At 54.1% G+C, this 17783-nt stretch carries 17 protein-coding genes; 6 read left to right on the top strand and 11 right to left on the bottom strand.

What is annotated here, in order from left to right; genetic code table 11:
* Positions 1–93 precede the first annotated feature (93 nt).
* Together RC74_RS05540 and RC74_RS05535 are read right to left on the bottom strand one after the other, a co-directional pair.
* The gene (locus tag RC74_RS05540; RefSeq protein WP_039003345.1) at positions 94–1227 is read right to left on the bottom strand and encodes an alkane 1-monooxygenase; all 1134 of its coding nucleotides are present in this window, start codon (positions 1225–1227) and stop codon (positions 94–96) included.
* Between the two features lie 32 nt (positions 1228–1259).
* Positions 1260–2324 carry an A/G-specific adenine glycosylase gene (locus RC74_RS05535; RefSeq protein WP_039003346.1) on the bottom strand — a complete coding sequence of 355 codons (1065 nt, stop codon included), beginning with the start codon at positions 2322–2324 and terminating at the stop codon, positions 1260–1262.
* An 81-nt stretch (positions 2325–2405) separates the two neighbouring features.
* Between RC74_RS05535 and RC74_RS05530 the strand changes: the two genes are divergently transcribed.
* The 3 genes from RC74_RS05530 to RC74_RS05520 are packed head-to-tail and all read left to right on the top strand — an operon-like array spanning position 2406 to position 4678.
* A complete protein-coding gene (locus tag RC74_RS05530; protein ID WP_179946757.1) occupies positions 2406–2927 on the top strand; it encodes a DUF721 domain-containing protein in 522 nt (173 codons plus the stop codon).
* 8 nt (positions 2928–2935) lie between these two features.
* Complete coding sequence (locus RC74_RS05525) at positions 2936–3553, top strand: DsbA family protein (RefSeq protein WP_039003347.1); 618 nt, start codon at positions 2936–2938, stop codon at positions 3551–3553.
* 3 nt (positions 3554–3556) lie between these two features.
* Positions 3557–4678: a CaiB/BaiF CoA transferase family protein gene (locus RC74_RS05520; RefSeq protein WP_039003348.1), complete on the top strand. Its 1122-nt coding sequence runs from the start codon at positions 3557–3559 to the stop codon at positions 4676–4678.
* Here RC74_RS05520 and lpxK read toward each other — a convergent pair.
* From lpxK to RC74_RS05490, 6 genes are all read right to left on the bottom strand, one after another.
* On the bottom strand, positions 4675–5667 hold the full coding sequence (gene lpxK, locus RC74_RS05515) for a tetraacyldisaccharide 4'-kinase (protein WP_039003349.1): 993 nt from the start codon (positions 5665–5667) through the stop codon (positions 4675–4677). The two genes, RC74_RS05520 and lpxK, sit on opposite strands and share 4 nt — an antisense overlap.
* Before the next feature lie 76 nt (positions 5668–5743).
* Positions 5744–6946, bottom strand: coding sequence for a 3-deoxy-D-manno-octulosonic acid transferase (locus tag RC74_RS05510; protein ID WP_062628147.1), 1203 nt, complete (start codon positions 6944–6946; stop codon positions 5744–5746).
* A gap of 12 nt (positions 6947–6958) precedes the next feature.
* Positions 6959–7201, bottom strand: coding sequence for a DUF4170 domain-containing protein (locus RC74_RS05505; protein WP_039003351.1), 243 nt, complete (start codon positions 7199–7201; stop codon positions 6959–6961).
* A 67-nt stretch (positions 7202–7268) separates the two neighbouring features.
* Positions 7269–8042 (bottom strand): inositol monophosphatase family protein, encoded by a 774-nt coding sequence (locus RC74_RS05500; protein WP_417935174.1) that lies wholly within the window; start codon positions 8040–8042, stop codon positions 7269–7271.
* The gene (locus tag RC74_RS05495) at positions 8035–9402 is read right to left on the bottom strand and encodes a TldD/PmbA family protein (RefSeq protein ID WP_052274957.1); all 1368 of its coding nucleotides are present in this window, start codon (positions 9400–9402) and stop codon (positions 8035–8037) included. The genes RC74_RS05500 and RC74_RS05495 overlap by 8 nt, the downstream gene beginning before the upstream one ends.
* A gap of 127 nt (positions 9403–9529) precedes the next feature.
* Complete coding sequence (locus RC74_RS05490; RefSeq protein ID WP_052274958.1) at positions 9530–11029, bottom strand: DUF2125 domain-containing protein; 1500 nt, start codon at positions 11027–11029, stop codon at positions 9530–9532.
* 129 nt (positions 11030–11158) lie between these two features.
* Here RC74_RS05490 and RC74_RS05485 point away from each other — a divergent pair, with 129 nt between their 5' ends.
* The 3 genes from RC74_RS05485 to RC74_RS05475 are packed head-to-tail and all read left to right on the top strand — an operon-like array spanning position 11159 to position 13726.
* A complete protein-coding gene (locus tag RC74_RS05485; RefSeq protein WP_039003353.1) occupies positions 11159–11908 on the top strand; it encodes an SDR family oxidoreductase in 750 nt (249 codons plus the stop codon).
* 4 nt (positions 11909–11912) lie between these two features.
* A complete protein-coding gene (locus RC74_RS05480; protein ID WP_039003354.1) occupies positions 11913–12545 on the top strand; it encodes an enoyl-CoA hydratase/isomerase family protein in 633 nt (210 codons plus the stop codon).
* A complete protein-coding gene (locus tag RC74_RS05475; protein WP_039003355.1) occupies positions 12542–13726 on the top strand; it encodes a TIGR03862 family flavoprotein in 1185 nt (394 codons plus the stop codon). The genes RC74_RS05480 and RC74_RS05475 overlap by 4 nt, the downstream gene beginning before the upstream one ends.
* Here the strand turns inward: RC74_RS05475 and holA are convergent.
* The 3 genes from holA to leuS are packed head-to-tail and all read right to left on the bottom strand — an operon-like array spanning position 13719 to position 17771.
* On the bottom strand, positions 13719–14744 hold the full coding sequence (holA, locus tag RC74_RS05470; RefSeq protein WP_039003356.1) for a DNA polymerase III subunit delta: 1026 nt from the start codon (positions 14742–14744) through the stop codon (positions 13719–13721). The genes RC74_RS05475 and holA overlap by 8 nt on opposite strands.
* On the bottom strand, positions 14741–15232 hold the full coding sequence (locus RC74_RS05465; protein ID WP_039003357.1) for a hypothetical protein: 492 nt from the start codon (positions 15230–15232) through the stop codon (positions 14741–14743). Before RC74_RS05465 ends, holA begins: the two co-directional genes overlap by 4 nt.
* On the bottom strand, positions 15219–17771 hold the full coding sequence (gene leuS, locus RC74_RS05460) for a leucine--tRNA ligase (RefSeq protein WP_039003358.1): 2553 nt from the start codon (positions 17769–17771) through the stop codon (positions 15219–15221). Before leuS ends, RC74_RS05465 begins: the two co-directional genes overlap by 14 nt.
* Positions 17772–17783: the final 12 nt, after the last annotated feature.

Below are 17783 nucleotides of genomic sequence, written 5' to 3'. Positions count from 1 at the left end.
ATTACCGCCTGTGTCTGTGGACTTGCTCCACAGCGCAACCTTGCCCTGTCGTGCAAGCCTCTGGCCCATGCGACAGGGTTTTTTTCGTGTTTTTTACCGAGGCATCGGATTTGTGCCATCCTTATAGGCCGACCAATCCTCGATCCCCGGATAGTAATGATTGCGCCACGACCGAACATGCGGGTTCATCTTGCGGCGCCAAAGCGGCGGGATCATCGCAACGGCCGTCATAACCGGATACCCGTAGGGAAGTTGCGGCGCATCCTTCTGGCTGTAATTCTGGAGCAGGGGAAAACGGCGGGAGGGTTTATAGTGGTGGTCACTGTGCCGTTGAAGGTTAATTAAGAGCCAATTACTGGCCTTGTGGGACGCATTCCAACTGTGGTGCGGCCTCACATGCTCGTACTTCCCACCGCCAATATGGGCGCGTGTCAGGCCGTAATGCTCGATATAATTGGCCAGTTCCAATTGCCAAATCGCGACGCCTGCTTGCATGAGAAACAGCCCCAGACCAACAAAACCACTTAACGAAAACGCCAGCACCAGAAAGAGAACCTGAAGTGCAGCATAGCGCCAAAACGGGTTGCGGAGATGCATGACGGACAGGTCGCGCCGCGCCAACATCGCCTTTTCGGCCCTCCATGCGGACGGCAAACATTGTCGTAGAACGCGCGGATAATATTGGTGAAATCCCTCATTGTATCGCGCAGTAACAGGGTCGCGCGGCGTGCCAACATAAATGTGGTGCACCAAAAGGTGTTCGGAGCGGAAATGACTATACAGAACCATTGCGAGAAGAATATCGGCCGACCAACGCTCTAGGCGACTTTTTTGGTGCATGAGTTCGTGCGAATAATTGATCCCGATTGTGCCCGAAACCACACCAACACCAAAGAAGAGCACGAGCGTTTCAAGAGTTCCCAAATGATCGGCGCGAGGTACATAATATATGAGGCCAAACACGACACAAAATTGAATCGGTAGCCAGATCAACGTGATGAGGCGATACCAGAACAGGTCACTATCAGGCGTCAAGGGATTTGCGTTTTCCGTGGTCCGCCCAAAAATCGCGTCCAGAACTCCAAACAAGAGCCAACCATAAAGCGGCAGTAAAATAACCCAAAATCCGCCAAACACAGCTCCTAAAATGGCCAAGGGAACCATCCCTAGCGAGAGCCAGAACGGTAGGGCGGTTTGAAGTTTTGAGACAGTTTCGGAAGGGATCATATTAGGCTCCGTGAACTAAAAAGTTCTAGATGTTATGCGGTTTTGTCGCGCAGGCCTTGTGCAAGGTCAAATGCTTTGCGCATGACTGTTGGCAGAGCATTGGCGCTAAAGGTGGAGGCGTCAACAAAAACGCCACGTAGTGGGGCGGCTTCGAGGGGAACCTGCGCGACCTGTACTGCCAATTTAAGGTGGAAATGGGTAAAAGTATGACCTACTTCGCCATTCAGGGGGGTCCAAAAAGTGGAAATTGGCGGATCGACATTCTCTGGGTCCTCGCTCCATTCATTTCCCGGCCAGCCAAGCATACCGCCCAACAAACCTTTGTCGGGGCGCTGTTCCAAAAGCCACGCGCCATCTTCGCGCTGGGCCAAATAGACGGTGCCAAACCGAGTCGGCTTGGGTTTTTTCGGCGTTTTCTTGGGCAGTTCGGCGGCGATTCCTAATTTATGGGCACGGCATTTTTCTGTCCACGGGCAAGGCGCACAGGTTGGATTGCGAGGAGAACAAAGGGTCGCGCCCAAATCCATAACGGCCTGTGCGTAATCCCCCGCGCGTTTTTTGGGCGTCAGTTTTGTTGCGAAGTCCCGTAAGGCGGGCTTGGCCTCGGGAAGCGGGACGTCATGGGCAAAGATACGCGCCATAACCCGCTCAACATTTCCGTCGACAACAACTTCGGCACGATCAAAGGCAATCGATGCAATCGCCGCAGAGGTGTACGGTCCAATTCCCGGAAGACTCTCAAGTTCGGCGCGGGTGGATGGAAAAATACCGTTATAATCCGCGACAACACTGCGCGAACATTTCAGCAAGTTGCGGGCCCGAGCGTAATATCCAAGGCCCGCCCATGCGGCCATCACATCGGCGTCTTCTGCTGCTGCCAAATCGCGCACAGTTGGCCAAAGCGTTGTGAATTTTATGAAATAGGCCTGAACTGCGGCCACTGTGGTCTGTTGCAACATCACTTCCGAAAGCCAAATGCGATAGGGATCGGCCCGTATCCCTGTAATCGAGTCCTTAGGCGCCACCCGCCACGGCATTTCGCGTGCATTCAGGTCGTACCATGCCAAAAGATCGGCGGATTTCGGCAGGTCACGCATTGTTTATCCATTCGTTATCGCTATTTCACTGGCGCACGTCGCCATGGCGCATAGAATAGCAGGCAACACAGGGATGAACAGATGAAGCCGCAAACGCGCTATCAAAAACCTGGCCGCAACATGAAGGGCTTTCAGCGCACTTCGAGTTTGCTTCAGGGGCAAATCCGCAAATCGGCGGAGACGCGTGGCTTTGCTGTGACGCGGATGTTGACGCATTGGGCCGAAATCGTGGGTGAAGAGACAGCCAAGATCGCCCGTCCTGTGGATGTAAAATATGGTCGGGGTAGTTTTGGCGCGACTTTGACGCTGCTGACGACTGGCGCGCAAGCACCGATGTTGGAGATGCAAAAAGAGCAAATCCGAACCCGAGTGAACCAAGTTTATGGCCACGCGGCGATTTCGGCGATTCGGATTACCCAAACTGCGCGGAGTGGATTTTCCGAAGGGAAGATCGATTTTACGCAAGCACCCAAAACAACACCCACTCCCGATCCACAAAAAGCTGCCGTTGCAAAATCATTTGCAGCGCCAGTCCAAAACGCCGACCTGCGAGCCGCTCTTGAAGCTCTGGGCGCGAACGTCCTTTCCAGAAAACAAAAATAGGTGACCAAATGAACCGTCGCGAATTTACCTCCGCACTCGCCCTTTCGATCATTCCCGCGATGGGAGGCTCCTTTGCCTTTGCACAGGATGCAGAAAACGCCCCAATGACGGGCATCACAGAAATGGTCTTGGGATCACCCGAGGCGCCCATCGAAATTATTGAGTACGCCTCCTATACATGCCCGCATTGCGCGAACTTCCACACGGGCACGTTCCAAAAAATCAAAGAAAATTATATCGATACAGGCAAAGTTCGCTTTGTCTATCGGGAAGTTTATTTTGATCGGTACGGTCTTTGGGCTTCCATGGTTGCACGTTGTGGCGGCGAAGAACGGTTCTTTGCTATTACCGAAACGCTCTATAACAATCAGAAAACTTGGGCGACCGGCGAGCCAACCGAAATTGCGGAAAACTTGCGCAAAATCGGACTGGTTGATGGCTTAGACAAGGATGCACTCGACGCCTGCCTAGCTGATGGCGAGCAAGCAGAGGCCCTTGTTGCTTGGTTCCAGGAAAACGCGACTCGCGATGAGATAACGGGAACGCCTTCCTTTATGATCAACGGGACGAAGTTTGAAAACGCAACCTATCAAGAGTTTGCAGACCACCTCGACGGGTTGCTCTAAAATATGTCCCAGCCGCCATTAACTGGCCTAAAAGTCATTGAGTTGGCCCGCATTTTGGCGGGCCCTTGGTGTGGCCAGATATTGGCGGATTTGGGCGCAGAAGTCATTAAAGTCGAAAGTCCCGAGGGCGATGATACACGCCGTTGGGGCCCACCCTATATCGAACACAATGGCGAAACCTCGGCGGCGTATTTCCATGCGACGAACCGTGGGAAATCCTCAATTTGTATCGATTTCCGAACAGGCGAAGGTCAAGCACAAGTACGTGATTTGGTCCGAAGCGCGGATATTGTGATTGAGAACTTCAAGGTTGGCGGGCTCAAGAAATACGGGTTGGACTACGCCAGTCTTGCGGAAATCAATCCACGTCTGGTGTATTGTTCGATCACGGGTTTCGGTCAAACGGGCCCCTATTCTGGCCGCGCGGGCTATGACTATATCATCCAAGGCATGTCGGGCCTTATGTCGGTCACAGGTGACCCTGAGCACCATCCGCAGAAAACAGGCGTGGCGATTATTGACGTTTTTACAGGGGTTTACGCCAGTACGGCCATCCTTGCGGCGATCTATGAGCGGGAGAAAACGGGGCTAGGGCAACAGGTCGATATGGCGCTTTTGGATGTTGGCACGGCAATTCTTGCCAACCAGTCAATGAACTATTTCGCGACGGGTATCTCGCCGAAGCGGCTTGGCAACGCGCACCCAAATCTTGTTCCCTATCAAACGTTTGGGTGCTCGGATGGTCATATCATCGTCGCCGTCGGAAACGATAGTCAGTTTGTTAAATTCTGCGAATTGCTTTCTTTTCAAACCCTTGCCTCCGACCCGCAATACGCCACGAACAGCGCGCGTGTGGCAAATCGAGAGGCGCTTGGCGCGTTACTCGAAGTTCACACACTCAAAATGACAATGGCCGAACTTCTTGCCGCGTGCGAAAATTTCGGTGTGCCGGCGGGGCCGATCAACACGATTGAGGACGTTTTTAACGATCCACAGGTTAAGCATCGCGGCCTAGAAATTTCGCCTGAGGGCGTCTCTGGGGTACGAACACCAATTACGTTTTCGAAAAGCGAATTGGCGCTTGATCAAGCTTCGCCCAAACTAGGAACCACCAAGATATCCTAGTCTATTCCAGCGGATTTAAGGGCCTCGACCAAAACTGTCGCGTCCTTAATTTCCAAACGAACAGGCAGGGTCAGAACCTTTTGTCGAAAGGCGCTGGGCAAACGAACGGCGTCTTTCTCCGTTGTGATTAATTGCGCCCCTAGTGTTGCTGCATCGAACTCAAGGCGACGCATTAGGGCTTCGCTGAGGGGCTGATGATCGGCGAGGGCGACGGTCTTTACCAGTTCAACCTCTTGGGACTTAAGTGTTTCAAAAAACTTCTCGGGGTGACCAATTCCGGCGAAGGCCAAACACCGAAGGCCGGAAAAATCCATCCCCATTTGCAAAACAGTCAACTCTCCTTCAAGACGTGGCACTCCGACTGCGTGACCCCATGCTTTAGTGAATTGCTCTTGGGCGGCGGAACTTCCAACAGATATTACCATATCGGCCCGTATTAGACCCACATGAAGAGGTTCGCGCAGTGGGCCGGCCGGTATAACACGACCATTGCCGAACCCTAATGCAGCGTCCACAACGACAATCGAAAGATCCTTAGCAACGGAGGGATTCTGGAAGCCATCGTCCAAAATAAGAACATCGATATCAAGGGTTTCAGCGAAACGGGCTCCTGCGGCGCGGTCTTTAGCAACAATGCAAGGCGCGAAGGCCGCGAGCAACATTGGTTCGTCGCCCACCTCGCTAGAGGAGTGTCCGTTCGGGTCAATGAGTACCGGCCCTTCAAGCTTGCCACCATATCCGCGTGACAAGAGCGCGGGTTTTCGGCCCATGCCCTGAAGGAGTTGGATCAGAGCAATCGCGGTCGGGGTTTTACCCGTGCCACCAATATTGATGTTACCCACACAGATCACAGGCATCCTTGGGCGGTAGCCAGTGGTTTTTGAGAGGCGACGCGCCGTGCCTGACGCATAGAGTTTTCCCAGAGGCGCGAGCAATTTGTCGCGCCACGAATTCTCAAATGGGCGGTACCAAAACAGCGGTTGTTTCATCAAAAAGCTCCGATATCTTCGAGCATCGTTTCAATACGAGCAACGGCCAAATCCGTGGCGCGCGCGCCTTTGGTCGTCAAATCCCATGCAGAATGCGCCATCGCCGCGGATTGGTCCGGCGCAAGGAGCGAAAGAAGTCCGTTGGTGAGTTCGGTTGTGGTGCCGACCTGTCGCGCTCCCCCTCCGAATTCAAAGCCTCATATACTTTGCGATGCGTCCCTAGGTTCGGCCCATGCAAGATAGCAGAGCCAAGGCCAGCGGCCTCAAACGGTGACTGAATCGCGTGTCCTGCAGCAAGGCTGCATCCGAGGAAACTCACAGTTGCAAGACGATACCAAAGCCCACGTTCGCCATCTGTGTCAGCAATGTAGATTTGGGTTTCGTCATCTGGAATCTCGCCAAGCGAACGCAGTTTCACCCGAAGTCCCTTCTGAGCAAACTCATCTGCAAGGTCAGACCCCCGTTGGCTGGAATCGGGCGACAATATGAGCAACAAGCGATGTGCCGTTCGGCTCGCTGTCATATGCGCATTCAAAACGATGCTCTCTTCCACTTTGGGAATATTGCTCGCAAACCAAACTGGCCTGCCAACGAGGGTTTTCGCGAGGTGAATGCGATCCTCTTCATTGCAGGGCAGTGTCGTGCTCACTTCCTCTATAGGGCCAGAAATTGTGATCCGGCTCCCCTCAATTCCCAAAGCGGAAAGCGCTTTTGCGGAGGAGGCATCCACTGTGTCAATGTAATTGAAACGCCGCAACACCTCCCGCATAACCGACCGTTGGCCCGAGAACCGGTCGCGCACACCAGAAAAGCTACGTGCGTCGAGTTTTGCATCGATGAGAAACAGAGGAATTCGGCTATTGGAGCTGCAAAGAACGGTGATTGGACCGGTATCAATTCCCGCAAAAACAGCCAAATCTGGCTTCCAGTGTTTCAGGAAATTCTCGACGAAAATAGGGACTTCTGCGGGCGAAAACTGATGAAAGCAGTGACGAGGAAGCGCGTCGGTCGTAAAAGGAATTCTGTCATTGCGCGGGGTGGTCACAAGGAAATGCACCGAGGGCCAGTCCTCGCTCAATTGTCGAATGAGTTTTGTAAGAGCATGCGCCTTCGTGACGTCGGGAGCGTGGAGCCAAACGAGAACCCCTCGCGGTCTTTCGACGCTGGCAATCCCCATTTCTTCGGCGGCACCGGGTGAGTTTTCGCTCTCGAGCGCGATCTGCACTTCTGCAGTACGCCGCGTTTGGGCCTTCATAAAAAGAGAGAGCGAAAACGACATTTCGGGTCGACTTTAACCCAGCTCTTCGGTCGAGGAAGCAGCTATCTCCTCATCGCGAAGACGATGAATATGCGCGATAAAGAAACGCATATGGGCGTTGTCGACCGTGCGCTGGGCTTCGGATTTCCACGCATCATAAGCGCTCGCGTAGTCGGGGAACATGCCTACGATTTTAATGTCATTCACATCTTTGAAAACGTTTTTGGTCGGGTCAACCAATTCGCCCCCGAATACTAAGTGTAGGCGTTGTGTCATGTGATCCTCATCGTGGTTTTGGGAATTGGAAACAGTCTAAGGGAGATCGGTTCAGGGGGAAAGGGACTTAGCGCGGAGCAAGTCGCGAAATTATGCCCGCGTGAATTTCTGGTGGGGCTGCAACCATTCCATGCAGCATCGGGCGCGGATTGTTAAAGAGAGCGCGTTGGCCAATTTGGTCGGTAACACATGCACCAGCGCGTTCAGCAATCAAGCTTCCAGCGGCTACATCCCACTCCCATGTATCGCGCAAAGTGAGCATAACATCAAAGCGTCCATGCGCGATCAAGCAAAGGCGATACGCTAAAGAACTCCGAAAATGGTGGTCAAACTGTGGAACGGGGCCCTGCCAAAGGTGGGCCGAAAAATTTGTTTTAGCTGCAAGTGTTGTTGCGCCATCAATTTTTGAACGTGTGCTCGCGTCAATTTTATCCCTATTTAGGGTCGCATTTCCATGCTTTGTGGCGCAATAGAGCCGATCTAGGGCGGGCAAATACACTGCGGCGGCGGTTACGACTCCGTTTTTAGCAATGGCCAGAGAATGGGAAAATGTAGGAGAGCCTTCGATAAAGGCGCGCGTGCCATCTATCGGATCAATGATGAAGACGTGTTCGCAATGTAGGCGATCCGTTGTGTCTTCAGTCTCCTCTGAGAGCCAGCCATAATTGGGTCGCGCGTGCATCAATTCTGACTTGAGCATTCTGTCTATAGCCAAGTCGGCCTCGGTTACAGGGCCCGCACCGCCGGATTTTTCCCAAACTTCAGGTGTTTTTTTCCAGTATTTTTTTGCAATCTCTCCGCTCGCGTATGCGGCGTCGATAAGGAGATCAATGTCAGCCACCAGCTAGGGTCATCCCGTCGAGCAACAACGACGGAACCACACGCGATAAATGCGTACGAGCGTCATTTGCGGGTGTGAATGTGCGCAGCATGTCCTTGAGGTTTCCCGCAATGGTACATTCATTCACGGCGTATTGAAGTTCGCCGTTTTCAACCCAGAACCCAGACGCGCCACGGGAATAATCCCCTGTGTTAGCGTTGATCGAACTGCCGATCATAGAGGTGACAAGGAGCCCTGTGCCCATTTCGGCTAGCAACTCATCTCGGGTCATATTCCCTTGCGTTAGGGTCACATTTCCAGAACTTGGCGAAGGCGGTGAAGAGGTTCCGCGTGATGCATTTGCGGTGCTTTCCATGCCCAATGCGCGTGCGTTTGCAAGGTCGAGCGTCCAACCCGTCAATGTGCCATCCTCAACGATTGCGCGGCGTTGTGTGAGCAGCCCTTCGCCATCAAAGGGGCGACTTCCTGACGTACGCGCGCGGTGTGGGTCTTCAATGAGGGAGATACCTTTTGGCAAAACCTGTTCGCCCAAGCTGTCGCGCAAAAAGCTTCCACCGCGGACGATGGCACTCCCGTTGATCGCACCCAAAAGATGTCCAATGAGGGTGGCAGACACACGCTCGTCGAACAAAACGGGGAAGAATCCTGTCTTTGGTTGGCGGGCGCCTATGCGTTCTACGGCGCGTTGTCCTGCGATTTTTCCGATGTGCTCGGGGCTGTAAAGATCGGAGAAATAGGTGCGGCTATCTCCGTAATAGTCTCGCTCCATGTCCGAACCTGAACCAGTAATTGCGACCGTGGACACAGAGTAGCCGCTGCGTGCATAGCCGCCCGAAAACCCATTGCTTGTGGCGAGGTGAACACGGCGATTTCCATAGCCAGCCGATGTCGCTTGAACTTGGCTGACGCCTTCGACGTTTTGTGCGGCGGCCTCTGCACGTTGCGCTAACTCTTGGAGTTCCTCGGGGCTGGGTGGCGCGGCGGGATCGTTCATATCGAGCGCGTCGACATTCCAATCCGTTGCCAATTGATCCAGTGAGGCGAGGCCGATATGGGCGTCCTCGGGGGCTTCTTTGGCCATTGCAACGGCGCGCTCGGCCATTTGGGTAATCGTATAATCGCGGGTACCGCTGGCCGATACACACGCTTGTCGCTGTCCGATCAGTACACGCAAACCGATGTCTACGCCTTCGGAACGCTCAGCATGTTCAAGCTTCCCTTTAAGAACGTCGATTGTGGCGGACGACCCGTCAACTGCAATTGCATCCGCACCATCCGCGCCCGCGATTTTGGCGGCTTTGAGCAAGGCGTCGGTGAATTTGGCAAGATCATCGGTGGGGGAAGCTGTTGATTTGCTCATTTGGGGCTCGCTTTTGTGGGTCTATGCGCAATGAGGTAGCCCTGTGTGCGCTCAGGTGCAAGGGTGGGCCACGAAAAAGGCCGCCAAGTTTCCCTAGCGGCCTTTGAATGTCTCGATCTAGAAACGCCTATTTGATGCGTTGACCGTTGGCCAAGATCGATCCGTCGGCATTGACTTCGATCTTGGAAACAAGCTCGTCCTCGCCCTCGCCTGCATTGGCAAAAAGACCCGTCATCATCCGCGCGCCCATGGCTTGCTCTTCTGGAATGAGGCCCATGGAAACCAATTTGTCGAGGAGGGCATTGCCGCCCACAAGTTTCAAATTAAGCGCACCCGTTGGCGCAGGAAGGCCGTCGAATGTTTCGAGGTCGTCGTTATTGAAGGTAAAGGCACCATCGCCGGTAAACTCGGCGCCCGCCAAGGTTAGTTGGAGCGCATCAATGTTGAAGCTGTGCAATTCACCCGGGAACTCATCGCCTGACATCTCTTCGGCTTCTTCAAAATCAAACAGGTCGAAATCAAGATTAAGTTTGCCAGAGAGATCAACAATCAACGTTGCCGGATCGTGCGGTAATGTGCCCGCAGGATCGATCATACCCCAAAGAGCTTCATCAACGGACAACCCGATAAGCTTCATAGTTAGACCCACATCATCGGGTGTATCCGACTTAGAAACAGGCATGGTGAATACATTATTGGTTTCTTCAACACTAAAGGAAATCGGAAGGGGCATTTGAGCTGGAACGATAGTTAGCTGAGTACCTTTGGAACTCGTTTCTACGCCAAGGCCTCCTTGGGAAAGGGCGTATTTTGCCGAACCTTCCGCTGTTGAACCTTTAAGGTCAAAGCCTTCGCTCTCGTCCGTAACAACAATATCGAACGTTGCACCACTGTGGCCAAACGAAATGTTCCCGCCAAAGCCAGCGGCAAATGCGGCTGCAAGGTCTTCGTAGTCGATTTCTTCGGGAACAGCGTAATCAAACGCTTCTGTAAAGCCTTTCAGAGTGACCATCGCAGTAACCATCTGCGCGCCACCTTCGGGGTCTTTAATATCAACCTCAATGTCCGTTTCGGCAACATCAAATGTGCCAACCATTTTGAAGAGGGAGCCCTTTGTGAAGGCATAGGAACCTGCCAATTCGCTGAAGGTCACCAGCGCTTTTGGGGAAAACGCAACATCACCTTGCTTGATGTCCTTGAGGGCAAGAGCATAGGTTGTAGCCGAGAAATCATAATTGGTTGTTGTGTCGTCGCCACTTGCGATGATGCTCATGTCTTGGGATGTCAAAAGGAGCGTGACGACCACGTCATCAACTTCCGCCATAATCGGAAGCTCGTCAGGAATGTGGATGGAAACAGTCCCGTCGGAAAGTTGCTCAAATCCGAACGACAGGCCAGTCACAACAACAGACTCGTCATCTTCGACTGGCACGGTCAAGACAATGTCAGCAATGTTCAACGTTTCGCCGTCTTGGCTCTCGCTGCCGACGTCCATTGAATAGCCGAGATTTTCGTAGGTGGTTTTGAGGTCGTTCCAAACTTGCTCAGAGGTCACATCCGCAAACACAGCACTGCTCAACAGGGCCGATGTCGCCGTCGCAACGCCAATTATTTTCAAATATGTCATCGTGATTCCTTCGATTCAAAAATTGCTTGGGAATACATTGTACTGAAGCGCCCAAATTCGCAAGCGGCACTGGGCCTTTCATTGAAAATTGCATTGGTTTAAGTTGTAGAAAGTTTGCGAGGAGAGAACATGAGTGTTGTTGGAAAAACAATTGTAATTACGGGGGCAAGTCGCGGGATTGGCGCGGCGGCGGCGCGGGCATTTACTCAGGCGGGTGCAAATGTTGTGCTCCTTGCCAGAAGCGGGAATTCGATCGCCGAAATCGCACAAGAGATTGGCGAGACAGCATTAGCGATCCAATGCGACGTGAGCCAGTTTTCAGAAGTTTCCGCGGCGATTGTGTCCGCTCAGGCGAAGTTTGGGGCCGTGGATGTTTTGATCAACAACGCAGGAGTCGTCGACCCTATTGGCTCCCTTTCCGAGTCTAATCCAGAGGAATGGGCACGCTCAATCGATATAAATGTCAAAGGGGCCTATCATTGTATCCGTGCAGTGATGCCGCACATGCTTGCCGCCAAGGCGGGTACGATTTTGAACGTCGGTTCGGGGGCGGCGCATGGTCCGATGGAAGGGTGGAGCGCCTATTGCACGGGCAAAGCGGCGACCTTCATGTTGACGCGCGCAACCCATTTGGAAGGACACGAAACGGGTTTGCGGGTCATGGGCCTTTCCCCCGGAACTGTCGCCACAGATATGCAGGTCAAAATTAAAGCCAGCGGCATTAATCCGGTTAGTAAGTTAAACGTCTCGGATCACGTCCCCGCCGAATGGCCTGCCAAGGCGCTCGTTTGGATGTGTTCCCCCGCATCAGATCCACATTTGGGGCAGGAACTTTCCCTTAGAGAGGCGGGACTTCGCGCCACTCTCGGTCTGGAATAGCGCAATGATTGATGTCTCCCAGCTAGAGGGCGTTTGGACGGTCACCCTCAATCGGCCGCAAAAAGCTAACTCGCTAACGCGCGAGATGCTGGAAAATCTGATCGGCATTGTCCGTCAAGCACGGGATGCGAAAGCTGTTGTTATTACGGGGACAGGAGTTGTTTTTAGCGCCGGTGCCGATTTGGACGAAGCCCGCGCAGGTCTGGCTGAAAGCCCACTTTGGGAGCAGCTTTCTGGCGAAATTGCCGCTTTGCGAGGCCTTACGATATGCGCCCTAAACGGCACGATTGCGGGGGGCGCCTTTGGCATAGCGCTGGCCTGTGACATTCGGATTTCAGTGCCAGAGGCGCGGTTTTTTTATCCCGTCATGAAGCACGGTTTCCTTCCACAGCCCTCTGATCCCAAACGCATGGCCGCCCTTATTGGTCCCTCACGCACGAAGCTTGTTTTTCTATGCGGACAAAAACTGACGAGCGAGCAGGCCTTTTCGTACGGCCTCGTGGACCAAGTCGTTTCTCGGGAGCATTTATTTACGACGGTTGAATCCCTTTGCGCGGACGTGATATCTGCCAAGCCAGAGATTGCTTTTGCAATCAAATCAACTTGCCCGAACGGCGAAAAGGAATCTTCGACATGAAAACGGCATTGGTTATCGGCGCAGGCCCAGCGGGGCTTATGGCGGCTGAAATATTGGCGGATTCGGGGTTTTCTGTCACCGTTGCAGAAGCCAAGAAAAGCCCCGCGCGCAAGCTTCTTATGGCGGGAAAGTCTGGCCTGAATATCACCAAGAACGAGACGGATGAACAGTTTTTGGCGACTTTTGGCGACATGCCTGATGCGTTGAAATCTGCCATGACCGCGTTTGGTCCCCGCCAAGCAATGGCGTGGGCGCAGGGGTTAAATCAGGTTGTTTTCACTGGCTCAACGGGCCGTGTATTCCCAAGATCGATGAAAGCTTCTCCACTCCTTAGAACGTGGCTAGCACGGATGGGGGGCAAGGGCGTTACTTTGGAACTGGGTTGGAAATGGGTTGGTTGCGGGGGGCCGTCGTTTCAGTTTGAGACAAGCGCAGGCGCAAAAGAGGTTGCGGCGGATGTAACGATTTTGGCCTGTGGTGGCGCGAGTTGGGCAAGATTAGGCTCTGATGGGGCGTGGTCCGAATGGATTGATGCGCCGCTTGCGCCATTCAAGCCCGCGAACATGGGGTTTGTTGTGGATTGGTCGTCGCATATGGAGCGCCACTTCGGCAGCCCTGTTAAGCCAGTTGGATTGATCGTTGGTGGCAAAACCCATCGCGGGGAAATTGTTGTGTCGCGTACTGGGCTCGAAGGGGGCGGTATTTATACCGTGTCCACCGCGCTTCGCGACGGAGAGACCCTGACACTTGATCTTTTGCCCGACCTTACAGGCGATCAAATCCGCAAGCGCTTGGCAAGACCTCAGGGCAAAACGAGTATGGCCAACTTTTATCGCAAAGTTTTGGGCTTAACGCCGGTGAAGATGGCTTTGCTACAGGAGTTTGCGCGCCCGTTGCCAACGGGCAATGCATTCATTTCAGTGCTTAAGGCGCTTCCCGTACCGCTGAAAGGACCTCGGCCGCTGGACGAAGCTATTTCCACGGCAGGTGGAGTGAAATTTGATGGCATGACAGAGGATCTCATGCTTAAAAACCGCCCAGGTGTATTTTGTGCGGGTGAAATGCTGGATTGGGAAGCGCCCACGGGCGGGTATCTGATTACAGCATCTTTAGCGACTGGAAAACTGGCGGCGGAAGCTGCGGTTCGTTGGGCCGAAAGCGGCTCTAATTCGGCTATTTAAGGCCGCCAAGCATGGAGAGGCGCACCAAAGTGCGCTCCACCAGCGCCATAGTTGGCGCGCGACTTGTGGAGCGTAGCTGGAGGTCGGTATCCAAGAGCATAGAGAGCGCGGCTTCCAAACGACGTGTGCCCCATTTCTGGGCTTGTCGCAGCATACGGTCGCGACGCGCCCCAAAAACGGGGGGACGCAGGCGGCCGATGCCTGCTGCCGGTCCACCCGGATCGGCGCTAGCTGCGTGAAGTGTTCTGAAATGCCGAGTGGCACCAATGCAAAGCCCGACGGGCTGAACGCCTTGGGCTTCGAGTTTTTGCATGATGGGCCCAATTTCCGCACTGCGACCTTCCGCGACAATATTTAAAATATCGTCGAGTGCCGCTTCGGTGGACGAGGGGGCACAGGCTGCAACATCTAACGGCGTCGCAGGCTCGGAGCTGCTCAGCATATAGAGAGCGAGTTTCTCCATCGTTTGACGGAAATCTCCCGGTCCGATTTCCTTGGAAAGCGCCGTGAGGGCTTCCATTGCGTCCGGACTTACCCGCGTTAGACCCACTTTTACCAAGTCGGCTTCGATCTCCGCACGGCTTGGAGGATCATCATAGATACCTGCCGCATAGGCATTGCCGTGCCCTTCGAACAGCTTGCGCAGGGCGGATGTGGCCTTGAGCTGTCCGGCCGTTACGATGACCTGCGCATCTCCGGGTTGCCATTCTGCGAGGGCGGCGGCGACGGGTTTGACAAGGGCATCGGTGCAACCCTCAACAAAGGCCACGCGTGCACCCGGGAAAAAGCTTTGGGATTTTACGGCATCGAGAAGCATGGCGGGGTCTTTGCGCATGTCAGAAGCCGGAATCCGAGAGAGGCGCATTTCGTCGTCGCCAGTGGGACCAATCAGGGCCAAGATAACTTCTTGGCGTTTTAGGGCCACACGCATCGCGTCCGCTCCGTAAATCAACAGGCCCGTGCGCTTTGGGTCGGGTTTTGCGAAATATCCGGTTGCGTCGCGCGGCGAAAGCTTCACGGGAGGAAGCTCCCTGAATTGAGGATAAGATGCTCGGTTATATCATCCCCAAGGACGATCATGAGACGTTCAAAAGCCGCTTCACTTGCAGTCCGTGTGCTGACAGGGTTGGATGTGGCGCCGAAACTTGTGAAATTCTTGGCGACACCTTCAGTGAGAACATTCTGGGTATTGAGGTCGCGTAGGGCGAAGGCAACTTCACCGAGCACGTTATAGCGCGTGGTTTCTTGGTTCGGCGTGATGCCAAGCGGGTCGATGCTGGTTTCAATCAGATATGAGAGGCCAAAGCGCGGATCGGTTGCCCTACCTAGGCGGTCTTCGAGGTGTTTGGTGAGGTCAAAGCTGTTTTTGTCAATCGGCGCGTCAACGAGAACAGATCCCCGTAGACCTTGGGCACTGCCGGTAGGGCCGTACACCGGCTCAAAACCACAGCCCGATGCAAGGGCTGTGGCGGAAAGACAAAAGAAACGGCGATTAAGCGACAACATTCACAATCCGACCTGGTACAACGATGACCTTTTTAGGGGCTTTCCCCTCAAGAATTCTGATCACAGCTTCATCCGCCAAAGCCAGTTTTTCAACCTCTTCTTTGGGCATGTCCGCAGGTACCGTGATTTCGGAGCGGCGTTTGCCATTAACTTGGATCGGAAGCGTCACCACATCGTCGACCAAAAGCGCGGGATCGGCTTTGGGCCATGGCGCTTGGGCAACGAGGCCTTCGCCACCGAGCATTTGCCACATATCCTCCGCCAAGTGGGGCGTCATGGGGGACATCAGTTGCGCCATGATCTTGAGGGCTTCGCGGCGCGCAGCAGTAGATGCTTTGGATTTCGCAACTGTATTGGTGAAACCATAGAGCTGGGCGACGGATGTATTGAAGGCGAAACCATCGATTCCAGCGGTGATTGCCTCAATTGCTTTGTGGGTGGCTCGCAGGAGCGCCTCGTCGGAGCTGCCGTCGGCAGCCGCCTCCTCGGCGCTCTGGCGGTTTTCATCCGCCAGTCGCCAAACGCGACCGAGGTGTTTTGAGGCAGCCTCAGCGCCAGCGGCGGTCCACTCGACATCGCGCTCGGGCGGGCTGTCGGACATGACGAACCAGCGGGCGGTATCAGCGCCAAAGCTTGTGATAATGTCGTCTGGATCAACCACGTTCTTTTTGGATTTCGACATTTTCGCCGAGGGGATAATCTCGACTTCGGTACCATCCGCCAGTTTCCCGTCGGTCACGTCTTCGGGCAGGTGATAGACTTTGCGCCCATTCCCATCGAGAGTTTGGTAGATTTCGTGCGTTACCATCCCTTGCGTAAAGAGCGCGTTGAACGGTTCAATCGCGCTCTCGGGTAAGTGACCACAGATTTGCATCGCGCGTGCAAAGAAGCGCGCATAGAGAAGGTGAAGAATCGCGTGCTCGATCCCGCCGATGTATTGATCGACGTTCATCCAATAGGCGGCGTCTTCGGCATTCGTCGGTGTTGGAGAATTTGGCGAAGTGAAACGCGCGTAATACCAAGAGCTATCGACAAACGTGTCCATTGTATCGGTTTCGCGCAGGGCATCCGCGCCACATTTCGGGCAGGAACAGTTGCGCCATGTCGGGTGACGGTCGAGCGGATTGCCGGGGAGGTCAAAGCTGACATCTTTAGGTAATTCAATCGGCAGGTTTTCTTTTTTCTCAGGAACGACACCGCAGGTTTGGCAATGCACAACCGGAATCGGGCAACCCCAATAACGTTGACGGCTTAGGCCCCAATCGCGCAGGCGGAATTTAGTGACGCCTTTGCCGAGTTCGTTTGCTTCCATGAATTCGATTGTCGCGGCCACGGCCTCTTCGCCTGTGGCTTCGGTAAGACCAGCGAAATGCTCGACCCAGCGCACCTTTTCGGATTTGAGTGGGGTGAGGGCCGTGTTGCCGACGGGGGCCTCATCATCCAGTGCAAAGAAGGTGTTGGTCACGGGCAGGTCATATTTGCGCGAGAAATCGAGATCGCGTTGATCGTGTGCGGGGCAACCAAAGACCGCACCAGTGCCGTAGTCCATCAAAATGAAATTCGCGACCCATACCGGCAGTTCCCAATCAGGGTTGAGCGGGTGGCGCACTTTTAGGCCTGTATCAAAGCCACGCTTCTCGGCCTTTTCCATATCGGCCTCAGACGTGCCAAGGCTGCGGCATTCTGCGGTAAAAGCGGCCAACGCAGGGTTGTCGCCTTCGAGTGCTTGGGCCAGCGGGTGATCGGCGGAAATGCCAACGAAACTCGCGCCCATCAATGTATCGGGGCGGGTTGTATAAACGGGGATGTCCTTGATGTCGCCCACGGGGGCGGTCATATCAAAGGCGAACTCTAGGCCGCGTGATTTACCGATCCAGTTGGCCTGCATGGTGCGGACCTTCTCGGGCCAATTGTCCAAATCGTCCAAAGCAGTCAGAAGTTCGTCGGCGTGATCGGAAATCTTGAAGAACCACTGCGTTAGTGATTTGCGCTCGACAGGTGCATCGGAACGCCAGCCCTTACCATCAATCACTTGCTCGTTGGCCAGAACTGTCATGTCTACTGGATCCCAGTTCACAACCGCTTCCTTACGATAGACAAGGCCCTTGCCCATGAAATCGATGAACATGCTTTGCTGCTGGCCGTAATATTCCGGATCACAGGTGGCAAATTCGCGGGTCCAGTCAATCGAAAGGCCCAAAGGCTTCATTTGGGCGCGCATGTCAGCGATGTTTTGATAGGTCCAATCGGCTGGATGGCCACCAATTGCCATAGCAGCGTTTTCTGCGGGCATCCCGAAGGCGTCCCAGCCCATTGGGTGCAAAACCGAGAAACCACACGAGGCTTTATACCGCGCAACCACGTCGCCCATCGTATAATTCCGCACGTGCCCCATATGGATTCGACCGGATGGATAAGGGAACATCTCGAGGACGTAGTATTTTTCCTTCGCAGGGTCGCGTTTGGCGAGGAATATTTCGGCCTCATCCCAAGCGTTTTGCCATTTGGGTTCGATTTCGGAGGCGATATAGCGTGACATGAATGAGTCCTT

The organism is Falsihalocynthiibacter arcticus (assembly GCF_000812665.2).
Lineage (GTDB): Bacteria > Pseudomonadota > Alphaproteobacteria > Rhodobacterales > Rhodobacteraceae > Falsihalocynthiibacter > Falsihalocynthiibacter arcticus.
Note: the sequence above shows the minus strand (reverse complement) of the source record. Positions and strands in the feature narration are given on the sequence as shown.